The sequence below is a fragment of the Gordonia sp. NPDC003424 genome (assembly GCF_053588655.1).
Map to the genome: position 1 here is coordinate 156,079 of NZ_JBSFQJ010000006.1, position 23,968 is coordinate 180,046.

The 23,968-nt window shown below is 68.7% G+C and carries 23 protein-coding genes; 10 read left to right on the plus strand and 13 right to left on the minus strand.

Annotated features, from left to right (window positions below):
• Positions 1-58: 58 nt before the first annotated feature.
• Together ACWDTI_RS11375 and ACWDTI_RS11380 are read right to left on the minus strand one after the other, a co-directional pair.
• Entirely contained in the window at positions 59-784 is a 726-nt protein-coding gene (locus tag ACWDTI_RS11375) for an SDR family NAD(P)-dependent oxidoreductase (protein ID WP_449738176.1), read from the minus strand.
• A gap of 5 nt (positions 785-789) precedes the next feature.
• Positions 790-1,461, minus strand: coding sequence for an isochorismatase family protein (locus ACWDTI_RS11380; protein WP_449738177.1), 672 nt, complete (start codon positions 1,459-1,461; stop codon positions 790-792).
• Between the two features lie 23 nt (positions 1,462-1,484).
• On the opposite strand from ACWDTI_RS11380, the gene ACWDTI_RS11385 reads away from it, so the two are divergent.
• A complete protein-coding gene (locus tag ACWDTI_RS11385) occupies positions 1,485-3,062 on the plus strand; it encodes a (2,3-dihydroxybenzoyl)adenylate synthase (RefSeq protein WP_449738178.1) in 1,578 nt (525 codons plus the stop codon).
• A gap of 25 nt (positions 3,063-3,087) precedes the next feature.
• Here ACWDTI_RS11385 and ACWDTI_RS11390 read toward each other — a convergent pair whose 3' ends face one another.
• The 4 genes from ACWDTI_RS11390 to ACWDTI_RS11405 all read right to left on the minus strand — a co-directional run bounded on the left by ACWDTI_RS11390 (position 3,088) and on the right by ACWDTI_RS11405 (position 6,619).
• On the minus strand, positions 3,088-4,038 hold the full coding sequence (locus ACWDTI_RS11390; RefSeq protein WP_449738179.1) for an LLM class F420-dependent oxidoreductase: 951 nt from the start codon (positions 4,036-4,038) through the stop codon (positions 3,088-3,090).
• Positions 4,039-4,105: 67 nt separating this feature from the next.
• On the minus strand, positions 4,106-5,056 hold the full coding sequence (locus ACWDTI_RS11395; RefSeq protein WP_449738180.1) for an LLM class F420-dependent oxidoreductase: 951 nt from the start codon (positions 5,054-5,056) through the stop codon (positions 4,106-4,108).
• Positions 5,057-5,166: 110 nt separating this feature from the next.
• Entirely contained in the window at positions 5,167-6,189 is a 1,023-nt protein-coding gene (locus ACWDTI_RS11400) for a nucleoside hydrolase (RefSeq protein ID WP_449738181.1), read from the minus strand.
• A gap of 13 nt (positions 6,190-6,202) precedes the next feature.
• Positions 6,203-6,619: a hypothetical protein gene (locus ACWDTI_RS11405; protein WP_449738182.1), complete on the minus strand. Its 417-nt coding sequence runs from the start codon at positions 6,617-6,619 to the stop codon at positions 6,203-6,205.
• A 148-nt stretch (positions 6,620-6,767) separates the two neighbouring features.
• Here ACWDTI_RS11405 and ACWDTI_RS11410 point away from each other — a divergent pair, with 148 nt between their 5' ends.
• Complete coding sequence (locus ACWDTI_RS11410; protein WP_449738183.1) at positions 6,768-7,691, plus strand: mechanosensitive ion channel family protein; 924 nt, start codon at positions 6,768-6,770, stop codon at positions 7,689-7,691.
• A gap of 40 nt (positions 7,692-7,731) precedes the next feature.
• Here ACWDTI_RS11410 and ACWDTI_RS11415 read toward each other — a convergent pair whose 3' ends face one another.
• From ACWDTI_RS11415 to ACWDTI_RS11445, 7 genes are read right to left on the minus strand one after another with little or no spacing between them, the layout of a single operon-like run.
• Positions 7,732-9,687, minus strand: coding sequence for an amylosucrase (locus ACWDTI_RS11415; protein ID WP_449738184.1), 1,956 nt, complete (start codon positions 9,685-9,687; stop codon positions 7,732-7,734).
• A gap of 47 nt (positions 9,688-9,734) precedes the next feature.
• A complete protein-coding gene (locus ACWDTI_RS11420) occupies positions 9,735-10,664 on the minus strand; it encodes a LysR substrate-binding domain-containing protein (protein ID WP_449738185.1) in 930 nt (309 codons plus the stop codon).
• A complete protein-coding gene (locus ACWDTI_RS11425; RefSeq protein ID WP_449738186.1) occupies positions 10,661-11,563 on the minus strand; it encodes a LysR family transcriptional regulator in 903 nt (300 codons plus the stop codon). The genes ACWDTI_RS11420 and ACWDTI_RS11425 overlap by 4 nt, the downstream gene beginning before the upstream one ends.
• 55 nt (positions 11,564-11,618) lie before the next feature.
• Complete coding sequence (locus ACWDTI_RS11430; RefSeq protein WP_449738187.1) at positions 11,619-12,044, minus strand: VOC family protein; 426 nt, start codon at positions 12,042-12,044, stop codon at positions 11,619-11,621.
• A gap of 28 nt (positions 12,045-12,072) precedes the next feature.
• A complete protein-coding gene (locus ACWDTI_RS11435) occupies positions 12,073-13,800 on the minus strand; it encodes a prolyl oligopeptidase family serine peptidase (RefSeq protein WP_449738188.1) in 1,728 nt (575 codons plus the stop codon).
• Between the two features lie 26 nt (positions 13,801-13,826).
• Positions 13,827-14,636, minus strand: coding sequence for an SDR family NAD(P)-dependent oxidoreductase (locus tag ACWDTI_RS11440; protein WP_449738189.1), 810 nt, complete (start codon positions 14,634-14,636; stop codon positions 13,827-13,829).
• Complete coding sequence (locus ACWDTI_RS11445; RefSeq protein WP_449738190.1) at positions 14,633-15,757, minus strand: FAD-dependent monooxygenase; 1,125 nt, start codon at positions 15,755-15,757, stop codon at positions 14,633-14,635. The genes ACWDTI_RS11440 and ACWDTI_RS11445 overlap by 4 nt, the downstream gene beginning before the upstream one ends.
• A gap of 233 nt (positions 15,758-15,990) precedes the next feature.
• Here ACWDTI_RS11445 and ACWDTI_RS11450 point away from each other — a divergent pair, with 233 nt between their 5' ends.
• From ACWDTI_RS11450 to ACWDTI_RS11485, 8 genes are read left to right on the plus strand one after another with little or no spacing between them, the layout of a single operon-like run.
• A complete protein-coding gene (locus tag ACWDTI_RS11450) occupies positions 15,991-16,284 on the plus strand; it encodes a putative quinol monooxygenase (RefSeq protein WP_449738191.1) in 294 nt (97 codons plus the stop codon).
• Positions 16,284-17,261 carry a fumarylacetoacetate hydrolase family protein gene (locus ACWDTI_RS11455; RefSeq protein WP_449738192.1) on the plus strand — a complete coding sequence of 326 codons (978 nt, stop codon included), beginning with the start codon at positions 16,284-16,286 and terminating at the stop codon, positions 17,259-17,261. Before ACWDTI_RS11450 ends, ACWDTI_RS11455 begins: the two co-directional genes overlap by 1 nt.
• Positions 17,258-18,625: an NAD-dependent succinate-semialdehyde dehydrogenase gene (locus ACWDTI_RS11460; protein ID WP_449738193.1), complete on the plus strand. Its 1,368-nt coding sequence runs from the start codon at positions 17,258-17,260 to the stop codon at positions 18,623-18,625. The genes ACWDTI_RS11455 and ACWDTI_RS11460 overlap by 4 nt, the downstream gene beginning before the upstream one ends.
• A 25-nt stretch (positions 18,626-18,650) precedes the next feature.
• The gene (locus ACWDTI_RS11465; protein WP_449738194.1) at positions 18,651-19,604 is read left to right on the plus strand and encodes a VOC family protein; all 954 of its coding nucleotides are present in this window, start codon (positions 18,651-18,653) and stop codon (positions 19,602-19,604) included.
• Positions 19,605-19,648: 44 nt separating this feature from the next.
• The gene (locus ACWDTI_RS11470) at positions 19,649-20,977 is read left to right on the plus strand and encodes an MFS transporter (protein WP_449738195.1); all 1,329 of its coding nucleotides are present in this window, start codon (positions 19,649-19,651) and stop codon (positions 20,975-20,977) included.
• A gap of 17 nt (positions 20,978-20,994) precedes the next feature.
• Positions 20,995-22,431 (plus strand): FAD-binding oxidoreductase, encoded by a 1,437-nt coding sequence (locus ACWDTI_RS11475; protein ID WP_449738196.1) that lies wholly within the window; start codon positions 20,995-20,997, stop codon positions 22,429-22,431.
• Positions 22,428-23,207 (plus strand): SDR family NAD(P)-dependent oxidoreductase, encoded by a 780-nt coding sequence (locus tag ACWDTI_RS11480; protein ID WP_449738197.1) that lies wholly within the window; start codon positions 22,428-22,430, stop codon positions 23,205-23,207. The genes ACWDTI_RS11475 and ACWDTI_RS11480 overlap by 4 nt, the downstream gene beginning before the upstream one ends.
• Positions 23,208-23,234: 27 nt before the next feature.
• Positions 23,235-23,660 (plus strand): nuclear transport factor 2 family protein, encoded by a 426-nt coding sequence (locus tag ACWDTI_RS11485; protein WP_449738198.1) that lies wholly within the window; start codon positions 23,235-23,237, stop codon positions 23,658-23,660.
• Positions 23,661-23,968: the final 308 nt, after the last annotated feature.

The window sequence follows — 23,968 nt, forward strand, 5'->3', positions numbered from 1 at the left end:
GCCCGGCGTTTGCACAGGGCTGACCGCGGAATTCAGCCCATGGAACGACGTGTGTCCGTCACCCGTCCAGGGTGGCGCCGCCGTCGACCCGTAGGTCGTGGAGGACGACATGCCGGGCGGCGTCGGACGCCAGGAACATCACCGACTCGGCGATGTCGACCGGGTCGGCGATCCGACCGAGCGGGATGCCGAGCCGGAACTGGCCGGGATTGCCCGCGAGCACCGCGTCGCGGTCGGCGGGAGAGCGCCACATCCCGCGCAGCATCTCGGTGTCGGTGGAGCCGGGAGAGACCAGGTTGACGCGCACCCCGTCGGGGGCGACGCCCAGACCGACACTGCGGGTGTACGAGGTGGCGGCGGCCTTGGATGCCGCGTAGGCCGCCAGCGCGGTGCGGGGGACGGCGCCGGCGTTGCTGGAGATCACCACGATCGACCCGCGCTTCCGGGCGGCCATCGTCGGTGCCGCGACGTCGAGGACGTTGCGGACGCCGCCGGCGTTGACGGACATGCAGGCATCCCAGTCGTCGCTCAGCACACCGGCGGCGTGCACCAGGATGTCCACCGGGCCATGGACGTCTTCGGTTGTGCGCCAGACAGTGTGGACGTGTGATCGGTCGGTGACGTCGACCTCGCGGATCCCGTCGCGCCCGACCCGGTCCCACGGAAGCACGACGGCGCCCGCCGCGCGGAGCGTGTCGACCACCGCGCGGCCGATGCCGCCGGCGGCACCGGTCACCACGGCGGTCCGCCCGGTGATCCCGGCGATCGCCGGTTGGGGGGTCATCGTCGTCACCCGGCCGCGGATGCGGTGTCCGCGGTGCAGACGTGCCGGTGAGCGGTCAGGTTCGCGATGACCTCGTCGGTGGCCATGACCCGTCCCGCGCGCTTGCCGATGTAGGTCGCGGCCATCTCGTGCTCGTCGCGGCTGAAGTCGCCCATCGCGTCGACCACGAAGAACGGCGCGACATCGCTCATGAAGGCCTCGGTCGCGCTGATCATGCACCCCATGTGGGCGTAGACGCCGACGACGATGAGTTGGTCGCGCCCGTGATGGCCGAGCAACGCGCGCAGGTCGGTCCGCTGGAAACCGGAGTACCGCCACTTGGTGACGGTGATGTTGCCGGGCCGCGGGGCCAACGGGTCGACGACCTCCTCGTCGCGACCCGCGTCGAGGCCCTTGCCCCAGAAGTCGGCCAGAATGCCACGACGAGACGGGTGCTGATCACCGGGTTGCACGGTGTAGACGACCGGAATGCCCGCCTCCTCGCACGCCTCGCGGATGCGCACCATGTTCGGGAGTGCCGTCGCCATCGGCTCGGCCGTCACGTCGTAGGCGTCGATGAAGTACCGCTGCATGTCGTGGATGAGGAGCGCGGTGCGGTGCGGGGACAGCGACCAGTCGACGCGCGCGGGAAAGGGCCCGGTCGGGATCTGATACGGAGGGATCGGAGGAATGGTCACGACATTAGGGTAGCCTTGCCTGCGTGAAGGTTGCACCGTGGCCCCCCGGACTCGTCGATCACTACCGCGCCACCGGGGTGTGGGCCGGAGAGACCTTCGACGACGTCCTGCGATCCCGCGCGGCCGATCCGGACATCGCCGAACGCACCGCGGTTGTCGACATGGACCGTCGGCTCACCTACGCCGAGTTGCACGACCGCGTCGATCGACTGGCCGCGGGCCTCGCCGCCTCGGGCATCCGGCCCGACGACCGGATTCTCCTGCAGATACCCAATCGGGTCGCCTACGTGGAAGCGGTGTTCGCGCTGTTCCGGGCGCGCGCGATTCCGGTGTTCACCCTGCCCGCCCACCGGGAGGCGGAACTGGTCGGGGTCGCTCGGTCGGCGGGTGCGGTCGCGATCATCTCGCCCCGCGCCGACTCCGCCCACGATTACCGGGCACTCGCGGAAACCATTGCCGCACAGGTTGATTCCGTCAGAACCCTGATCGACTGCGACGACCTCGAAGCGCTGTTCGGCGAACCGGTCGATCACGGACGGTCCGACCCGGGCGATCTCGCGTTCCTGCAGCTGTCCGGCGGCAGCACCGGGACCCCGAAGCTGATCCCGCGCACGCACGACGACTACCTCTACAGCGTGCGCCGCAGCAACGAGCTGTGCGGGGTCACCGCGGCGACCGTGTACATGGCCACGCTGCCGGTGGCGCACAACTTCCCGATGAGTTCGCCGGGCATCCTCGGGGCGCTCTACGCGGGTGGGACCGTGGCGCTCACCGCGTCACCGGAGCCCTCGGTGGCGTGGGAACTGGTGGCCCGCGAGCGGGTGACGATGACCGGGCTGGTGCCGCCGCTGGCGCGGCTGTGGACCGAAACCGCCGAGCGCGGAACACGATTCGACATCTCGTCGCTGACCACGATCCAGGTCGGCGGAGCCCGCTGCCCGGATGAGCTGGCCCGACGGCTCGGCCCCGCGCTCGGTGTCACCCTGCAGCAGGTGTTCGGGATGGCCGAGGGTCTGGTCTGCTACACGCGCCTCGACGACCCGACCGACGTCATCACGACCACCCAGGGGCGGCCGATGTCCGCCGACGACAAGCTGCGTGTCGTCGACGAGCACGGCGAGCCCGTCGGCTCGGGTCCGGGGTTCCTGGAGACCGAGGGGCCGTACACGATTCGCGGGTATTGGCGGGACGCCGGCGCCGCGTCGTTCGCCCCCGATGGGTGGTACCGCACCGGCGACGTGGTGGAGTTGACCGCCGACGGCAACATCGTCGTGCGGGGACGCGGAGGCGACCGCGTGAACCGGGGCGGGGAGAAGGTCTCCGCCGAACAGATCGAGGAGCAACTCCTCACGCACCCGGGCGTTCGGGACGCGATCGTCGTGGGTGTGGCCGACGCCTATCTGGGCGAACGCACCTGCGCCTACGTGATCCCCGCCGACCCCGATCGACCACCGAACGTGGCGACCCTGCGCACGTTCGTCCGCGACGCGGGCCTGGCCGAGTGGAAGCTGCCCGATCTGGTGAAGGTGATCGACGAGTTCCCGCAGACCGGCGTCGGCAAGGTGAGTCGAAAGACGTTGCGGCAGTTGCTGGCGGGATGACGTGATGACAGGGACCCGGGGAGGGTCAGCCCACCACCTTCGCCAGCGTCTCGCCGAGTAGCGAAACCCGTCCCGGCACATGACCGTTCGCCGGTGCATTGACTGTGAAGCCGTCGACGCCCGACACCTTCAGCCTCGCGTAGGCCTCCGCGACCTCGTCCGGATCGCCGACGACCACCATCGCGCGCATCGCCGCGGCTGCCGGATTGCGTTCGACGTATGCGTCGAGTTCCTCGACGGCCTGGTCGTGGGTCGGCGCGATGCAGACACTCGTCAGCACGCTGACGGTGATCTCGGCCGGGTCGCGTCCGTAGGTCTCGCAGTGCGCGGCGAGCGCGTCGAGCTTCCGGCCGATCTGGTCGGGCGCGCAGATCAGGTTCGAGTCGTCGGCGAACCGCGCGACCAGCCGAAGCGTCTTCTTCTCGCCGCCGCCACCGATCATGATCGGTATCTTCGACAGTGGCGCAGGGGAGTTCAGCGCATCGCGCACCTGGTACCACTTGCCGTCGACGGTGGGTCTGTCACCGCGCAGCATGCCGGTGATGATCTCGAGGGCCTCCTCGAGTTTCTCGAAACGGTCGGTGAAGGTACCGAACTCGAAGCCGAGGGAATCGTGTTCGAGCTCGTACCAGCCGGCGCCGATGCCGAGCTGGGCGCGCCCGCCCGACACGATGTCGAGCGCGGTGACGATCTTGGCGAGCAGTGCCGGGTTGCGGTATGTGTTGCCGGTGACCAGCGACGACAATCGCACGCGGCTGGTGTGCTGGGCGAGCGCCGACAGCAGCGTGTAGCACTCGATCATCTCCTGATCGGGGCTGCCCAGTCCGGGCAACTGATACAGGTGATCCATCAGCAGGACGGTGTCGAAACCGGATTCCTCGGCCTCGACGGACTGGGCGACGATGGTGGGGAAGAGCTGGTCCTCCGGCACACCTGGATACGTGAAATTAGGGATCTGATATCCGAGTCTGGTCACCGCATCGACGCTACGCCGCCGATCGGCGACACGCACCGACGCGACCGGACACCCTGGTGATGCGCGCTCAGCCCATGACCGTCGACAGCGTCTCGCCGAGCAGCGAAACCCGTCCCGGCACATGACCGTTCGCGGGTGCGTTGACGGTGAAGCCGTTGAGTCCGGCGACCTTCAGGGCCTCGTATGCGCCGGCCACCTCGTCGGGATCGCCGACGATCGTCGTGCTTCGTCGCATCTCGGCCGGCGGGTTGCGCGCGATGTACGCCTCGAGGTCTGCGACGGCCTCGTCGTGCGTCGGGGCGATGCACGCCGAGGTCTGCAGCGTGACGGTGATGTCGGCGGGGTCGCGGCCGTAGGTCTCGCAGTGGGCGGCCAGCGCGTTGAGCTTGCGGCCGATCTCGCCGGGGCCGCAGATGATGTTGGATTCGTCGGCGTACTGGGCGACCATCCGCAGCGTCTTCTTCTCGCCACCACCGCCGATCATCACCGGGATCTTCGACAGCGGCGCGGGCACGTTGAGTGCCTCGTGCACCGTGTACCACTTGCCGTCGAGTGTCGGTTTCTCCCCGCGGAGCATGCCCAGGATGATCTGCAGCGCCTCCTCCAACCTCTGGAAGCGGTCGGTGAACGTGCCGAACTCGTATCCGAGCGACTGGTGTTCGAGCTCGTACCAGCCGGCACCGATGCCGAGTTGTGCACGACCCCCGGAGACCAGGTCCAGGGCCGTGACGGTCTTGGCGAGCAGGGTCGGGTTCCGGTACGTGTTGCCGGTGACCAGGGAGGACAGTCGCACGCGGCTCGTGTGCTGCGCGAGCGCCGACAGCAACGTGTAGCACTCGATCATCTCCCGGTCCGGGGTGCCGAGCATCGGGAGCTGATAGAAGTGGTCCATCACCAGCACGGTGTCGAATCCGGAGGCCTCGGCCTCCACCGCTTGCGCGACGATGGTTCCGAACAGCTGGTCTGCGGGCACGCCGGGATAGGTGAAATTGGGGATCTGATAGCCGAGTCGGGTCACCCGCTCGACGCTACGCCTGGCGTCCGACAGGCGCAGACGTTGCGCTGCGAACGCTTCCTTCTCCCCGAGGTGTGGGGCGCCGGCCGAGTCAACGAGGGGTCCGAATTGTCCTATTCGCCAATCGTTTTGGCCAGTGCGGCGATACGCTCGAGCAGATCGTCGAACACCGCGTCGACATCGGTGGCGACGGCGATGCGGGCGTTGGGTTCACCCGTCATCGCCCGTTCGTCGGCGACGGTCATGCCGCGGGTCAGCGTGCCGACGAGTTCCACGTCGATCCGCGCCGGAATCGTGCTGACGATGTCGGGGGCCAGCGCGACCATCGCCGCGAACGGATCGTGCAGGTGCGCGATGTAGCCCTCGTCGTGGGCGTCGTGGAACTCCAGGTAGAACCGCAGTGCGTCGACGAGGTGCCGGACGATCACCTTGTCGGCGACCGACCGCAAACCGGGCTCGTCGCCGGGGTCCGGGCACTCGACGGGCGAACTGCCGGCCGCGGCGGCGAGCCGGACGAGGTGATCCGGCGTGAGCGCGATCTGCTCGGTCAGGTCGAGGGGACACACGATGGGTGGCGCCGCGCCGTCACGCCCGAACGCCGCGAACACCTCGGCCGCCGCCTCGGGGTCGACCGCGATGTTCCACTCGGTGGTGGGGGTGGTGTTGCCATGCGCCCGGAACGCGCCGCCCATGATGACCAGCCGGGCCAGGCGGGTGGGCAGTGCGGGGTCGCGGCGGAGCGCGGTCGCCAGCGACGTGAGCGGACCGGTCACCAGACCGATCAGGGCACCCGGATGAGCACGGGACGCGTCGATCCACGCGTCGGCGGCGTCGACGTGGCTGGCGGCGGTGACGGGCAGCGGCAGGTCGGCGTACCCCAGCCCGAGCGGGCCGTGGGTGTCCTCGGTGGTCATCAGGTCGGCGGACAGTGGCGTCGCGGATCCGACGTGCACCGGGATGTCGGTGCGTCCGCACAGTTCGAGCCAGGCCAGATTGTTGGTGGTCACGACGTCGACCGGGACGTTGCCGGCCGTCGATGCGACGCCGACGATGTCGACGTCGGTGCGGGCCAGCAGGTACAGCAGGGCGACTGAGTCGTCGATCCCGGTGTCGCAGTCGAAGAAGAGGCGGGTCACCGCCCCATTATCGTCAGGCGCAGCGGAAGTTCCGCGTGCTCCAGTACATCGCGTTGGCCGTGTCGGGGGTCTCGGCGGCGTACTTGACCTGGCGGATGTAGGTCGCACCGTTCTCCACGTTGCTGCCCTTGGTGGCGTGGAAGATCACGATGCAGCCCGCGCCGCGGCCGGGGGTCGTCGCCTTCTCGTACGCCTGGACCAGGCTCGATCCGAGCGCGCCGAGGATGCCGGTGCGGTAGGCGTCGTACGACTGCGCCCGCGACAGCAGCGTGCCCGTCCACCCCCAGCCGTTGACCGTGGTGCCCTGCTGCAGGGCCGGGAAGGTCGCGACCCGAGGTGCAGCGTCGGCAGGTCCGGAGCCGATCGCCGCACCTCCGACGACCGCGAGCGCGGCCAGCGCGGCGACCGATGCCTTCGTCGTGTTGCTCATGACGGCAGCGTAAAGAAGATTCGGTGTGCTGAACGGGGGTTGGTGGTTTCGTGATGGGTTCGTGAGGTTGGGAGCGCCGGGCACACGTGACGATCCCCACGCCGCGGGTTGGTTGACCAATCCGCGATGGTCGTTACGGTCGAATGTCATGACCGCTCAACACCTGGCATTCGACTGGACGGAGACCAACCGCGAGTGGCTGATCGAGAACCCGATCCGGATCGGCACGTATATCGTTGTGGCGCTGCTGGTTCGCTACCTCGCCCACCGTGTGATCGATCGTGCGACGCGACGCCCGACCGGCGGACGCAAGCCCGCCCTGCTGCGTCATCTGCGTGAGCGCACCGGGCCCGCCCGGAACCCGGCGATCGCCGAACGGCGCGCCCAGCGGGCACAGACCATCGGATCGGTGCTGAAGTCGACGGTGTCGATCGTGCTGCTCGTCTGGGTGGTGCTCTCGGTCCTGAGCGTGCTCGGCGTCAACATCGCCCCGTTCCTGGCCTCGGCCGGCATCGTCGGCCTCGCGATCGGCTTCGGTGCGCAGAACCTGGTCCGGGACTTCGTGTCAGGGGTGTTCATGCTGCTCGAAGACCAGTACGGCGTCGGTGACGTCGTCGACCTCGGCGAGGCGTCGGGCACGGTGGAGTCGGTGGGCCTGCGGATCACCACCGTGCGCGACATCGACGGCACGCTCTGGTATGTCCGCAACGGCGAGATCGTGCGGGTCGGCAACATGAGTCAGGAATACGCGGTGGCGCGCATCGAGTTGCCGGTGGCGCTCACCGCCGATCTCGACCGTGCACAGGAGGTGGCATTGCGGGCCGCCCACGACGCGGTCGCCAACACGGATCTGGCCGCCGATGTCCTCGACGAGCCCGAGATGCTCGGCGTGCAGGATGTCACCCCGGATCGGGTGGTGTTGCGCATGACGGTCAAGACCAAACCGAACGCCCAGTGGTCCACCGCTCGACGGCTGCGCCACTCGATTCTGCGCGCCTACGAGCAACACGGCATCGAGCTGCCGCATCCGGCGGGACGGCTGGTGGGGGCGGCGGCCGACGCCGACACCTGACGCCGATCGGGACCGTCGCCGTGGTACTCCGCGGACATGGTCAATCCGCGGACAGCCACCAGGCTGCGTACGGGGCGAGCCAGTAGGCTGCCCCTCCGCCGATGTCGGGATGCACCTGACTGATGTGGTCGACGGGGCGATCGCCGACCAGCTCGCCGATGCGCGACGCGGATACCGGTTGCCACTGCGCCGACGTGTTGTAGAGCTGGACGAGCGTACCGGCGGGATGGCGGCGGCCGAGCGCGAGCACGGTGGGGTTGTGCACGTCGATCGGCGCGCTCTCGACCGACGCATGCAGCGACGGCAGCGCCGCCCGCACGCGGCCCAGATGCCGGAGGCCGGCGAAGACGCGGCCGGCCACCGTCGTCGGGTCGTGACGGTCGGCGACCGTCTCCCACGGCATCGCCGGCCGGTGGAGCCAGCGATTGTCGGCCGCGGTGGCCGGATCCTCGCGAAACGACCAGTCGTTGAGCAGACCGATCTCGTCGCCCATGTACACCAACGGGATTCCCCCGTACCCGAAGATGACGGCGTGCAGCCAGAAGATGCGTGCGAGGGCGAGATCGACCGCCCGGGAGTCGTCGGCGTCCATCGCCGCCTCGAGTCCTGCCAGGCTCGCGAGGGTTCCGCTGATCCGGGCGTCGCCGGTGTCCGGGTTGGACTGGAACACCGCACCACGCGCGAACGAGCCGGGAAACGTCCCGCTGTACCACGCCGACAGAAATGCGCGGTGTGCCCAGCCGGACACACCGACCGCGTCGGCGTGTTCGTCGGTGATCGCCCAGCCGATGTCGTCGTGGCACCGTGCGTAGGTCGCCCACGCCGTGGTGACCGGCTTGGGCGGGGACACCGACAGGGTGTGCCGCGCCAGCGCGGCGTCGCCGGTGGCCAGTGCCGACCACAGCTGCACCATCAGACTGTTCTGGTACGCCAGGTCGCACACCTTGCCGGCGCGTCTACCCGTGCCGAGGTAGGCGGGCAGGTCCTCCGGCGAGACGATCGCCTCCGCCTTGAACACGACGCCGGGCGCCGCGATGTGCATGGCGGCGCGGAGCGCCTCGGTGATCTGGTGGACCTCCGGCTGGTTCTGGCACGTGGTGCCCAGCCGTTTCCACAGGAACGCGATGGCATCGAGTCGCAGGCAGTCGACGCCGACGTTCGCCAGGAACAGTGCGACGTCGAGCAACTCGCAGAACACGTCGGGGTTCGCCCAGTCGAGATCCCACTGGAAGTCGTTGAACGTCGTCCACACCCAGCGGCCGTCGTCGCCGGCGAATCCCGGCACCCAGGTGAAGTTGCCGCGGGCGAAGTCGGGGAACACCTCGAGCAGGTCCCGCTCGTAGCGGTCGGGCCATTCGCGGTCGGTGAAGCTCAGGAAGTAGTCGACGTAGGTGGCGTCCCCCGCCATCGCCGCCTGCGCCCAGGCATGTTCTCGGGCCACGTGGTTGAGCACCAGGTCCAGCGTCAGCGCGATCCCGGCCTCGTGCAGGCGGTCGGCGAGGTCGGCGAGGTCGTCCATCGTGCCGAGATCGGCACGCACCGAACGGTAGTCGCGGATCGCGTAGCCGCCGTCGGCGTCGCCCGGCCTCGGGTCGAGCAGCGGCATCAGGTGCAGATAGGTGATCCCCAGCTCGCCGAGATGATCGAGATGGTCGGCGACGCCGGCCAGCGTGCCGGCGAACCGGTCGACGTAGGTGACGTATCCGATCTGGGCCGGATCGGCGAACCAGTCCGGCCGCAACACCCGCTCCTCGTCCAGCTCCCGCAGCGCGGGCCGTCGAGCCCGGTGGGCGGCGGCCACGAGATCCACCACGCGTAGCGCGACCGAGCAGAGGTCGTTGTCGTCGCCGGCGTACACCCCCAGACCGTCGAGCAGATCCGGGCCCCACCGCCGCACCCGCCGGGTCAGCGTGACGGCGTCCTCGCTGTCGATGCGTCCGGCAGCGGCCATGGCCGACACCGAATCGACCAGCCCGGAAACGATGTCGTCGTGCATGACACTCGTTCTCCTGTCCTGCGACGACGGGCCGCATCTGTCGAACTCTAGCGCTCGGGGACCTCGCCGCCGACCAGCGCGGCCCCGATCCGCTGCAGGTGTCCGAGCAGCCACTGCAGCGCGGGATCGGAGGTGCGGCCCGGATTCCAGTGCGCCGCCTCGTCGAGGACCACCGACGGCAGCGGCGTCTCGGCGACCACCAGATCCAACTCCGTCGGTAATCCGAGGAGCAACCGACTCGGGACCAGTGCGACGAGATCCGTCCCCGACACCAGATAGGGCGCGGTGGTGAAGCCGCGGGTCATGATGACGCGGCGCGGGATGATCCCGGCATGCGCGAGTGCCTGGTCGGCCGGTGTGGTGGTGGATTCGCCGAAGGTCACCACCACGTGTCCCAGCTCGCGGAGGTCGTCGAGGGACAATGTGCCGTCGCGCAGCCGCGGATTCTGTGCCGACGCAACACAAACGAAGTCGTCGGACCACAGAGTGCGTCGTTGCCCGGCTGTCCGGCCGGCCGCCGCGATCACCACGTCATGCCGCAACAGATCGATGCCGCTGGCGGCCGGGTCCTCCGAGAGCGTCTCGAACGCGAGCGAGATCCCGGGTCCGTCGGCGCTGATGGCGGTGAGCAGCGGCGAGGTCAACATCCCGAGTGCATAGTCGGAGGCGACGATCGAGAACAGACGCCGGCTGGTGGACGGGTCGAACGACGCCTGCACCCCGAGAGTGCGGTGGATCTCGTCGATCGCCTCACGCACCAGGGGCCGCATCTCCTCGGCTTTCGGACTGAGCGACACCGACTTCCCGGATCGCAGCACGATCGGGTCGTCGAGGATGGCGCGCAGCCGGGCGAGCGACGTGCTCATCGCCGTGGCCGAGACGCCGAGCAGTTCGCAGGCATGGCTGAGCCGCGGTTCGATGAGGAGAGCGTCGAACACCGTCAGCAGATTCGCGTCGAGCCGCTCGATGTCGGTCACGACTCCGCCTCGTCGCCGATGAGCCGTGAACGCAGCCACTGCACCGCCGGATCCATCGATCGGGACGGATGCCACCACAGGGCCTCGATGAGTTCGACCCGTCCGATCGGTGCCTCGACGGCCACGGTTCCGGTGGCCGAGCACACCCGGCTCGCGAGCCGGCTGGGCACCAGCGCGATCAGGTCGGTGCCCGCGACGATTCGCGGGAGAAGGACCAGACTGTGGGTCCGCACCGCCACCCGCGGGGTGGCGCCGAGCTCGCTGATCCGCCGCTGCACCGGTGTGTGGTGGGCCTCGCCGAATCCGGCCTGCGCATGGCCCGCCGCGCAGAAGTCCTCCCACGAGATGGAGCCGTCACGGATCATCGGATTGTTCCGGTCGGCGACGCACACGTAGTGATCGACGAACAGGGTCGTCGATTCGCCCTGGAAACCGCTGCCGGGCACCGCGATCACGAAATCGTAGGTCAGCAGATCCTGATCGGCGACGAACGTCGCCTTGGGCAGCGGCTGCAGGTCGAAGTGGATGCCCGGCGCCTCGGCGCAGATCCGCCCGAACCGGCCGGCCAATTCGATCCGCGCGAAATCCGACGACGCGACCGTGACCGTGCGTTGATCGGCACGCGGATCGAACGGCGCCACGCGACCCAGCGCGCGATCGAGTGCGGTGATGGTCCGCCGCACCTGGGGCAGCAGCGAGCGGGCCAGCGGCGTCAGCTCGTACTCCCGACCCACCCGGACCAGCAGCTCGTCGCCGTAGTGCCGGCGCAGGCGGGCCAGGGTCGCACTCATCGTCGACTGCCCGACACCGATCCGCTCACCCGCGCGGGTGACGTTCGACTCCTCGAGCAGGGCATGCAACCCGTACAGCAGGTTGAGGTCCACGTTGGCCAGATTCATCGCTGCCCGATTACTCCCGAAGACGGCGTGCTCCCTGATGAGGAACCACGTCACTTTAGTCGACGGCACCGGCCGGTTCGACGAGTTCGAGCAGGTTGCCCTCGGGATCGGCCACGAAGGACATCCGCCAGCCCGGCTGCGGCGAGGATTGCGGTGCCATCTGTTCGGCTCCACCCGCCGCCAGCAGGCGTTCGTGCACCGCCGGCAGATCCTCGACCCGGACCGCCACATGGGTGTGGCCGGTGACCACGGCGGCATCGAGCGGTCCGGTGAACGAGCGGCCCGGGCGGCCGCCCTCACGGGCGATCAGTTCGACACCGAATCCCGATGGTGCCCGCAGGACCGCGCCGCGCAGACCGACCTCGCCGATCTCGAACGCGAACTCCGCGGACATGGCGAACGCGTCGGCGTACCAGCGGCACATCTTCTCGAGATCGAGCACGGTGATGCCGACGTGGTGCATCGTCGGGGGTCCGGTCATTTCCCTGCTCCCTGAGCCTGTCGAAGGGTCATCGTCCGTGCTCCGCGGTCACCACGTGCGCGCGGGCCTCGGCGGCCTCGGTGAGCGCCTCCTGCCCGATCCGCTCGGCCAGCTCCGCGTCGAACCGGCCGTCGACCAGGATGAAGGCGACACGTGCCACCCGATCGCCGCGGTTGGCCCACGCATGGACGGTGCCGCGCTGCACGACGACGTCGCCGGCACGCAGCGTCACCTCCCCGTCCTCGAGCAGCAGCGTGATCTCGCCGTCGACGACGATCCCGTAGTCGACCGATTCCGTTCGGTGCCAGGGTGATTGGCGGCCGTCGCGGAGAAATCCGGGCGCGAACTCGTTGATGCGGATGCGGGTGCCGCCGGCCGGCGGCGGGATGTGGATCGGACCGGCGACGGGGTCGGCTTCGTGTGCCCCGATGATCGCGGGCGACGTCGAGGTCGACCACACCTCGACGAAGGAGACGCCGTCGTGGGGGAGTCGGGTGACCGTCGAGGGTGCGCCGTCGAGCAGCACGCCGGACACCCCGGCCGCGTCATGGCCGGTGACGACCCGCCGCGTCGTGGCCGGTGCCGTTGTGGTGGTGGGTGTTTCAGCCATCTCGCCGAAGGTCTCGGCCACCCAGTCGGCGATGAACTGGGTCGCGTTGTCCATGGCGTCGAGGTGCACGTGCTCCACACCGCCATCGCGGTCGGTGAAGACGCGCAGCTCGCGCTTGGGGCTGCGGATCGCCTGCTCGTACGACTCGTGCGCATCGGCGACCGGGATCTGCCGGTCGTTAGAGCCGTGGGTGATCAGGAACGGGACCTCGATCTGCTCGACGACACCTTCCAAGGTGATCTGGTCCCAGAGCTTTTCGAAGTCGTCCATGGTGTCGCAGCCCCACACCCACAGCGCGTGCTGCCAGTAGTGGGGCACGGGATTCTCACCTTCACGCTCGAGACGCCGCCGCTGCGTCTGCCCCCAGTTGTGGTTGGCGCCCCAAGCCACGCACAGCGAATACCGCTTCTCGAACGCGGCCGCCCGTGGCGCGTAGTACCCACCGAGCGACCAGCCGACGATGCCGATGCGGTCCGGGTCGACCTCGCGACGGGTGAGCAGGTAGTCCAGGCACGCGGTGCCGGCCCGTTCCGCGTCGGGGACCGCGTGGATACCGTGCAGCCGCAGGGCGCCACCGGTTCCGGGCTGATCGACCATCAGGGTCGACACCCCGCGGCGGGCGAGCTCCTCGGGGAACCGGGATCCCAGCATCTGCTCCTTGAAGCTGTCGAAGCCGTTCCACTGCACCACGACCGGCGCCGGCCGCCGATCCGAGCCGGGTGCCGGCCAGAAGTAGGCGGGCAGCACACTGCCCTCGTAGGGCACCTCGACGATCTGCACCGGGCTGTCGGAGAGTTCGATGGCCTTGTGTTGCAAAGCGATTGCGCGACGGTAGACGGCGATGCGGTCGCCGTCGGGCCCCTGCATGCGTTCGGCGTTGAGCAGGTACAACGCGGCGCGGCGATACTTGTCGGCGGCCGAGAACCGGCGCCCGCGGGCTTCGTCGTCGGTGGCCATGGCGACGAGACGGTCGGCGACCTTCGACCAGGACGCCAGGAACTCGGCGGTGCCGACGGATTCGTCACCGCGCGCGGCGTCCAGGATCGGTCGGCAGGCCTCGTCGACCTCGCCGATGGTGCCGCCGTTGTTCAGCGTGCCGACGACGGCGAGGTTCCACACGTAGTTGTCCGGAAAGTACTCGAACATGATTGTCCTCCTGGGAGATTGAGTGGTCAGCCGACAGTGTCGACGGCAGTGTCAACGGCACCTGCAACGGCGTCGGCGATGATCTTGGCGCCGCCATGGGTGCTGTAGCCGCCGTCGACGGGCAGTTCGACGCCGGTCACGTAGGCGGCGGCATCCGACAGCAGGAACGCGACCACCGTCGCCACGTCGTCGGGCAGTCCGGGACGGCCGAGGGGTGTCAGCAAGAGGTGTGCGGGGAGCATGGCCGGTGGTGCGCCCTCGATCATCGGCGTGTCGATGTATCCGGGGTGTACGGCGTTGACGCGGATGCCGCGCGGCCCGAATTCTGTTGCGGCGACACGGGTCAGCCCCCGGACGCCCCATTTGCTCGCGGTGTAGGCCACGGTGTGGTGCGCGGTGAGCGCGGCGACCGACCCGACGTTGACCACCGACGATCCCGGACCCATCAGCGGGGCGAGGGCACGCATGCCGAGCATCGGTCCGGTCAGATTGACCGCGATCACCCGCTCCCAGTCGGCGAGGTCGACCTCGGCGAGCCGGGAGCGCTGGGGGATACCGGCATTGTTGACCAGACCGTGAACGTGGTTGTCGCCCAACTGTTCTGCCAACTGCGCCCAGCCGTGCTCGTCGGTCACGTCGAGACGCTGATAGCGGACGGAGCCGTCCAATTCGACGGCCGCCTTCTCCAGATCGTCGGCGTCGGCGGCGATGTCGGTCGCGATCACGGTGGCGCCGAGATCGGCGAGCAGCAGCGCTTCGGCGGCCCCCTGTCCGCGTGCGGCGCCGGTGACCACGACGATGCGGTCGTGCCAGCTCTCTGCCGCTACCCGGGTCATGCCGGCTCCTGCAGTGCTGCCATCGATTCGGCCATCAGGGCGGCCGGGTCCGCGCCCGGCGTGTCGGGATGGATCTCCCAGTCGACGAGTTGCATCGAATTGCGGACCACCATCGCGATCCGCGGGGCGCGTCGGGCGGCGAACGCGGTGAGTACGGTGTCGAGATCGCCGTCGGAATCGGTGATCATCTCGGCGAGGATCACCGCGTCCTCGGTGCACATCGCGGCACCCTGGGCGATGAGCGGCGGGCACGCGTGCGCGGCGTCGCCGATCACGACGACCCGGCCCCGATGCCACGGTCCCTCGACCAGCAGCGACTCGATGACCCGATAGTCGATGACGGTGTCGTCGTCGATGCCGTCGCGGATCTGCGGCCAGCGCCCGCCATAGGCGGCGGCCCGCTCGCGGAAGACCTCGGCGCGGGAGCGGCCCGAGGCATCCGGGTCGAAGACCTCGTCGAGGAGGTAGGCGTAGCACTTGTCGTCGGAGATGGGGGCGAACCCGGCCTTGTACCGGGGCCCGCCGTAGGAGAGCTCCGCGCAGTCCATGCCCGGCCGGCGGTCGGTGACCAGACGCCAGATGCCCATGCCGACGCGTTGCGGCGTGGTGTCGATACCGATCATGGCGCGGGTCTGCGATCGGATGCCGTCGCAGGCGATGATCAGGTCGTAGGCGGCCTCGTGGCCGTTGGTGAGGGTGGCGACCACTGCGGTCTCACGGTTGTCGATCCGTGCGACGGTGGTGCCGAGCATGACGTTCACGCCGGCGTCGTGCACCGCCTTGACCAGGGTCTCCTGCAGGTCGGAGCGCAGGGTGCCCAGCGACGGCGGGAGGTCGGCCCCGCCCATGGGCGGGGTGGTGACGGTGGTGACGAGCGTTCCGTCGGCGTCGCAGATCCGGATGGTGTCGAAGCCGACGCCGTCGCGCATCACGTCGTCGGTCACCCCGATCTGCTGCAGCGCGCGCAGCGCATTGCCCTGCACCGTGATGCCGTGGCCGACGCCGTACCAGCGGTTCGCGATCTCCACGAGATCGACCTGGACATTGCGTTGCGCGAGGGCGATCGCGGTCACCGAGCCGGTGATGCCACCGCCCACCACGAGAACTTTTCTGACTGCCATGGTGAGTCCTTCTCCGTGAGGTGTCTGGCTGTCGGGATCGATGTGCGTCCCGGTGATCCACGACGTTAGGCATCGGCGGTGTTGCGCAGAACACACTGTTTGCCGATACCTGGCATCGGCGAACCGTGGTTCTGCCGGACCCGCCCCGCGACTTACGTTTCTGTGCACCACATCACAACGACCGCCGATCACCCTTCGCGATCACGGTCGACGACCACCAAGGAGCACACCCCATGGCATTCATCTGTTCGGCCACCTGGACCGCCGCCGAGGGCAAGGAACACCTCGTCCGGGAGGCGTTGACGCACCTGTCACCGGCCAGCCGCACCGAGCCCGGCTGCCGCTACTACCAGGCGTACGCCGACCCCGATCAGCCGCGCGTCTTCCGCATCTTCGAGGTCTACGACGACGAGACCGCTTTCAAGGCGCATGGCACCTACGACCACTTCGTCACCTGGGCACTCGGCCAGGCCGTGCCGGCGCTCGAGTCCCGCCAGCGTGACTTCTACGAGACGTTGGACGTCTGATGCGGCTTGCCACGTTGGAGATCGACGGCCGCGAGGCCGGCGCCATCCTGGCCGGTGAGCGGGCCTTTCCGCTCCCGGCCGGGGTGTCGGTCCTCGACGCACTCGGCATGTCCGCCGCGCAGCGGGCCGACCTCGAAGCAGAGGCCGTCCGCGGGCCCGGCCGGGCGCTGGCCGATCACCGGCTGCTCGCCCCGATCGCGCCGCGGGCGATGCGTGACTTCGTCGCGTTCGAAGAGCACGTCGTCGGTGTCAGCCGCAGCGTCGACGGCACCGATGCGGTCGCCGACGCGTGGTACGACGCACCGGCGTTCGTCTTCATGAACCCGCACTCGCTGATCGGTGCGCACGACGACATGCCCAAGCCGCCGCTGACCGAGGCGCTGGACTTCGAACTCGAGATCGCCGCGATCGTCGCCGCCGATTGCCGGGACCTCACCGTCGAGCAGGCCCGCGAGAACATCGCCGGCTACTGCATCCTCAACGACTGGTCGGCCCGCGACGTGCAACGCCGCGAGATGCAGGTGGGCCTGGGTCCGTCGAAGGGCAAGGACTTCGCCAACACGCTCGGACCCTGGATCACCACCGCCGACGAACTCGACGAACACCATCGCGACGGGGTGCTCGACCTGGAGATGACCGTCGCGATCAACGGCCGGATCGTCGGCCGCGACCGCAGCGGACACATGGCGTGGTCGTTCGCCGAACTCCTCGCCCACGCGAGCCGCGGTGCCCGGGTCGGTGCCGGTGACGTCATCGCATCGGGCACCTGCCACACCGGAGCGCTCGCCGAGATCTGGGGCCGCACCGGCCGCCGAGAACCCGCACCACTGGAACCCGGAGACACCGTCACCATGACCATCGAGCACCTCGGCACGATCAGCAATCGTGTCGTGCCGCCCACCTCACCCGGCCATCGCGTGCCCCGTGCCCGCGCCGGCGTCGGAGCAGCCGCCGCAGCAGCCGGGGGGATCCGATGACCGCGCTGGACACCACCACCGACGTCGCCGGCATCGAGACGACCACCCCGATGGAGACCGACCGCATCCTCACCGCCGCCCAGCACGCCCAGCGAGCCTGGCGCTCGGTACCGATCGAGCATCGCGCACAGTTGCTGCGCCGACTCGCAGAAGTACTGCGGGACAACGCCGGTCAGTACGGCGAACTGATCACCCGGGAGATGGGCAAGCCCATCACCGAAGCCGTAGCCGAGGTCCGGAAATGCGCGGTCACCTGTGAGTACTACGCCGACCACGGGCCCGCCGCACTTGCCGACCGGCACGTCGACACCCCCGCCGCCCAGTCCTACGTCACCCACGAACCGGTGGGCACCGTGCTCGCGATCATGCCGTGGAACTTCCCGTTCTGGCAGGTGATCCGCTTCGCCGCACCCGCACTGCTCGCCGGCAATGCCGGAGTGGTCAAGCACGCGGCCACCGTGTCGGGGTGCGCCCTGGCGATCGAACAGGCCTTCCTCACCGCCGGCTTCCCGCGCAATCTGCTGCGCGCGTTGATCGTCGACGAGTCAGTGGTCGGGTCGGTGGTCGACGGGCTGATCGCCGACCCGCGGATCGCGGCCGTCACCCTCACCGGGAGCAATCGCGCGGGTGCCGCGGTCGCGGCGTCGGCCGGGCGGGCGATCAAGAAGACCGTCCTCGAACTCGGCGGCTCCGATCCGTTCATCGTGCTCGACGACGCCGACATCCCGGCCATCGCCGGACCGGACGGACCGGCCGTCAGGTCGCGCTTCCTCAACGGTGGCCAGAGTTGCCTGTCGGCCAAGCGGTTCATCGTCGAGGAGTCGGTCGCCGACGAGTTCGAGCGTCGTCTCGCCGAAGCCGTTGCGGCGCTGCGAGTCGGTGACCCCATGGACCCGGCGACCCAGATCGGGCCGATGGCCCGTCCGGACCTCGTCGACGGGATCGAACGGCAGGTCGACGAATCGGTCGCCCTGGGTGCCCGTGTGCTGGCCGGCGGACACCGCGGCCCGGACGGGTGTTATGCGCCGACACTTCTCGTCGACGTCACCCCCGCGATGCCGGTCTTCACCGAGGAGACCTTCGGCCCGGTCGCCGTCGTCATCCGGGCCCGCGATGCCGACCACGCCGTCGCTCTCGCCGAGAGCAGCGAATACGGTCTCGCCGCGAGCATCTGGACCGCCGACACGCAACGTGGCCTCGACCTCGGTGCGCGCATCACCTCCGGTGCCCTGTTCGTCAACGCGGTCGTGGCGTCCGACCCCCGAATGCCGTTCGGCGGCACCAAATCCAGCGGATACGGCCGAGAACTCTCCGCCGAGGGCATCCGCGAGTTCACCAACACCCGCACCGTCTGGGTCGGCTGAGAAGACCCGGGAAAGGACCACTGACATGACCACCGACACCACCGCACCGCGGTTGCTCACCCACCTCCGGCACCTCGATCTCGCCGTGCCCGGACTCGACGGTGCCGTCGAGTTCTTCGAGAAGACCTGGGGACTGACCCGCGTTGCCGACGACTCCGGCCTGGTGTTCCTTGCCGCCGAGGGCTCGCCCGAACAGTACGTCGTCCGGCTGCGCGAAGCGCAGGACAAGCGACTCGACCTCGTCGCCTTCGGCGCCGAGACGGCCGCAGATGTCGATGCCCTCGCGCAACGGCTTGCGGGCGAGGATGTCCCGTTGATCACCGAACCCGGCGAGCTCGCCACCCCGGGCGGTGGTTACGGCTTCCGGTTCTTCGACGTCGACGGCCGCACCATCGAGGTCTCCGCCGATGTCGCCACCCGTGAGCACCGCAAAATCGAAGAGCGCGAGGCAATTCCGGTCCGTCTGTCGCACGTCGTGGTCAACTCCACGGACCCGGCGGGCACCCGCGCCTTCTACGAGCGGCACCTCGGGTTCAAGCTCAGCGACACCCTGGCCAACGCCCACATGGGCGACCTCATGTACTTCATGCGCTGCAACAACCGTCACCACAGCTTCGCCATCGCCCGCGGCCCGCACACCTCCCTGCATCACGCCTCCTTCGAGCTGCGCGGCATCGAGGAATGGATGCGCGGCACCGGAAAGGTGATGCGCGCCGGCTACAAGAAGGTGTGGGGACCCGGCCGGCACATGGCCGGTGACAACACCTTCGCGTACTTCCATGACGCCCATGGCAACACCGTCGAATACACCACCGCGCTGTGCGAGATCGACGAGGACACCTGGCATCCGGGCGTACACGACACCGAAGACCCACTGGTGCAAGACCAATGGGGCACCGCCGACCCGATGACCGAGATGGTCGCCAAGGAGAGCTTCAACGACGTCGACAAGGGCTGCTTCGTCGCCCCGCCCGTGTGAGCGTCCTCCGTCCACCCTTTCACCCCTTTCCCAGGAGAACCCCGATGACCGAATCCTCCCTGTCCGATGCCGAAACGGCCGCGGACACCGCACACACCCACGACATACCGGTTGCCGCCGCACTGAACACCAAGTTCGTCGCCGCATTTCTGTTGGCGTACTTCGGCTTCTGGGTCACCTACCTGACACCGCCCATCGTGTCGATGTCGCTGCGGCTGGCGACCGTGCTGCCCGAAGGGCAGCGTGCCGGCGCACTGTCGCTGGTGCTCGGAGTCGGCGGCATCGTGTCGGTGCTGACCAACCCGATCGTCGGGGCGCTCAGCGACCGCACCACCTCGCGGTTCGGGATGCGCGTGCCGTGGATCGTCGGCGGGACCGTCGTGGCCGTCATCGGGCTGACGCTGAGCGCGCTCGCCGGGTCGCTGCCGGGCATCATGGGCGGCTACCTGATCGCCGTCGCCGGGGTCAACGCGGTCGTGGCCGCGCTGATCGCGCTGATCCCCGACCAGGTACCGGCCGAACTGCGTGGCCGGATCTCCGGGTTGGCCGGCATGTGCACCCCGGTCGGCGCGGTGGTGGGTGCCATGCTCGTACCGCTCCTGGGGCATGTCGGGCCCGTGGCGGTGTTCCTGGTTCCCGCGGCGTTCCTGGTGATCGGCGTGGTGTTCCTGGTGGTCACCATCGACGACCGCAAGTTGACCCCCGAGGCCGCCGCCGACATTCCGCGCCTGAGCCCGGCCCGCATCATCGGCAGCTATTGGATGAGCCCTCGTAAGCACCCCGATTTCGCCTGGACCTGGCTGAGCCGCTTCCTGCTCTTCATGGGCAGCGCCTCGCTGGTCACGTTCCAGGTGCTCTACCTGCTCAACCAACTGTCGTACACCATCGCGCAGGTCGCCGGGATCGTGGCGCTCTCGACCCTGGTCCACTACTTCTTCACCTTCGCGATCAGCCCGGTGGCCGGCTGGCTCTCGGACAAGCTGGGTCGTCGGAAGGTGTTCGTCGCCGCCGGTGCCGTCATCTACGCGATCGGTCTCGTGTTCGTCGCCGTGGCGCACTCGCTGCCGCTGTTCCTGATCGGCATGGCCATCACCGGCCTCGGCGAAGGCATCTATGTCGCGGTCGATCTCGCACTGATGGCCGACGTGCTGCCCGACCGCAACGACGCCGCCCGCGCGATGGGCCTGTTCACCGTCGCCAACACGCTGCCCCCGGCCCTGGCGCCCGCGATCGCGCCGCTGTTCCTGGCCGTCCCCGCACTCGGCTTCTTCACCGTCGGCCCGGATGGCAACTTCGTCGCGCTGTTCCTGTCCTCGGCCGTGTTCGCGCTCCTCGGTGCGCTGGCCATCCGCCGCGTGCGGGCCACCCGCTGATACAAGGAGATTCCATCATGTCCGCACCCACGTCATCACCGTCGCTGACGGGTTCACCCTCACTGACGGGCGATCTGATCCTCGCCGGCCAGCCCGGTTTCGAAGAAGCCGTGGTCGGCCGGGTGTTCAATCACCGTCGGCCGCAGCGCCGCCCGGCCGCGGTCCTGTTCGCCGAGACCTACGACGACCTCGTCGCCGGTGTACGCCTGGCCGTCGACCGTGGCTGGCAGGTCGTCTCCCGATCCGGCGGACACAGTTGGGCCGCTTGGGGATTGCGCGACGACGCGCTGCTCGTCGACGTGCACAAACTCAAGACCATCACCTTCGACGCGGCGTCCGGCATCGTCAGTGTGGACGCCGGCGTCAAGGGCGGCGAAGAGCTCGCGCCCTTGATGACCGAACGCGGCCGGTTCTTCCCCGGCGGACATTGCCCGACCGTCGGTCTGGCCGGCTTCCTGCTGCAGGGCGGCCAGGGTTGGTGTGCCCGCGGATTCGGTTGGGCCGCGGAGTATCTGGAGGCAATCGACGTGGTCACCGCCGAGGGCGAACTGGTGCGCGCGGACGCCGAACACCACAGCGACCTCTACTGGGCCGCCCGCGGCGCCGGCCCCGGCTTCTTCGGCGTCGTCGCCCGGTTCCACCTGCGTACCCGGCCCGCGCCACAAGCGTTGTCGCACAGCGTGATGATGTTCGACATCGATCAGTACCGCGACGTGATGGGATGGCTCAACGCGACCCACGCCTCCGTCGATCCCGAGGTGGAGATCGTCGCGGTCAGCCAACGGCCACCGGCCGAGTTGGGATTGGGGGTGGCGGCGGACCGGCACATCCTGGTGGTGTCGGCGCTGGCGTTCAAGGACACCGTCGACGACGCACGAACGGCGTTGGCGCCCATCGACAACTGCCCGTTCGCCGACCGGGCACTGCTCGCGGTCCGGTGCGCACCGACGACGCTGGTCGAGCAGTACGCGGCGCAGTACGCGAACAACCCGGAAGGCCATCGATACACCGTCGACAACGCGTGGCTCGACGCCGACCCCGCAACCGTGGTGGACCGATTGGAGAAGGCGTTCACCACCTGGGCCACGCCGGAGTCCTTCTCGCTGTGGTTCTCCATGGCACCGCTGCGGGATCTGCCGGACATGGCGTTCTCGATGCAGAGCGACGTGTACTGCGCGCTCTACACCATCTCGGCGGACGCGGACAGCGACGCCGCCACCCGGGAGTGGACCGACGACCGGATGGCCGAGCTCGAACCCATCACTGCCGGACAGTATCTGGGCGACTCCGACCTCTCGAACCGTCAGGTGCGGTTCATGTCGGACGAGAACTTCGCCCGCCTGCGCCGGGTCCGCGCGGCCTACGACCCGGACGGGTTGTTCGTCGACTACCTGACCTGCGACACCACGACCCTCAACAGCAATCACTGGCAGACCGAAAGGATGGCACGATGAGCGGCAACGGAATCCGCCTGGACGGCAAGGTCGCGCTGATCACCGGGATCGGCGGCGGTATCGGACGCAGTGCCGCATTGGGTTTCGCCGCGGCCGGCGCCGAGGTCATCGGGTGCGACCTCAACGCCGCGGCGGCCGAGGAGACGGTGCTCCTGGCCAAGGAGGCGGGACTGTCCGTGCGGGCCATGTCCGGGGTGGATCTCGGCGACCCCGACCAGGCCGCGGACTGGGTCGACGAGGCCGCCGGTGTCGACGGTGGGTTCGACCTCCTCTACAACAACGCCTCCACCCAGCGGTTCGGTCCGATCACCGAATTGAGTGTCGCCGACTGGGATTTCACCATGCGCAACGAACTCGATCTGGTCTTCTACACCACGAAGGCCGCCTGGTCGCATCTCGTCGCGCGGGGCGGGGGAGTCGTGCTCAACGTCGGTTCCATCGCCGCCCTCCGCGGGGTCGAGTTCACGCCGCAGAACGCCCACGGGACCGCCAAGGGCGGCGTCATCTCGCTGAGCCGCAACCTCGCCGTCGAGGGCGGCCGGCACGGCATCCGGGTGAACGTCATCAGCCCCGGGTTGATCGAGACCGACAACACACGACAGTTCATCGCCGACCCCAGCGAAGACACGAAGGCCATGCTCGGCCGAATCCCGTTGCAGCGACACGGGCAACCCGACGACATCGTCGACGCTGCGGTGTTCCTGTGCAGCGATCACGCCACCTGGATCACCGGTACCAATCTGGTGATCGACGGCGGCGGCTCCATCCTCGGCTGACCCCACCCCCCAACGAAAGGAAATCTCATGCAACGCAACCGATTCGACGACTACATTCGCCGCTTCAACCAGCGCGACACCACCGCTTTCGAGGATTACATCGCGCCGGACATGATCTGCCGCAACGGCGGACTCGAGATCCACGGCGTCGACGGCATGAAGGAGCACTATGCGAAGATCTGGGAGACCTTCGTCGAGGAGTTGAACGTCGAGCGCTTCGTCAGCGACGATCACACACTCGCCGTGCGCATGCGTACCCGATTCGAGGCCGACCGTTCCGACGACGACTCACTGTTCGGCCCCGTCGAGAAGGGACAGCAGTACGAGTACTTCGGCGTGATCATGTACGAGATCGACGACACCGGTCGGTTCTCGTCGATCCAGGTGGCCTACAACCACTTTCAGGCGATCTCGCCCGATGGTGAGGTCAGCGAGATGGGGATGCCGCACTGAGATCGGGAACACCGTCCTTCTCGCTGGCGCTGTGTCTCGCTGGTTGAGATTAACTGAGCAGGCCCCGAGAGGGCCGTGGGGTGTGTGGTCCCGCTGGTTGAGCGGCCCCGAGGATCGAAGGGTATGTCGTCCCGCCGATTGAACAGCCCCGAGGGCCGCGGGGTGTCTGGCCCCGCTGGTTGAGCGGCCCCGAGGAACGCGGGCGTGGGGTGCCGCTGGTTGAGCGGCCCCGAGGATCGAAGGGTATGTCGTCCCGCCGATTGAACAGCCCCGAGGGCCGCGGGGTGTCTGGCCCCGCTGGTTGAGCG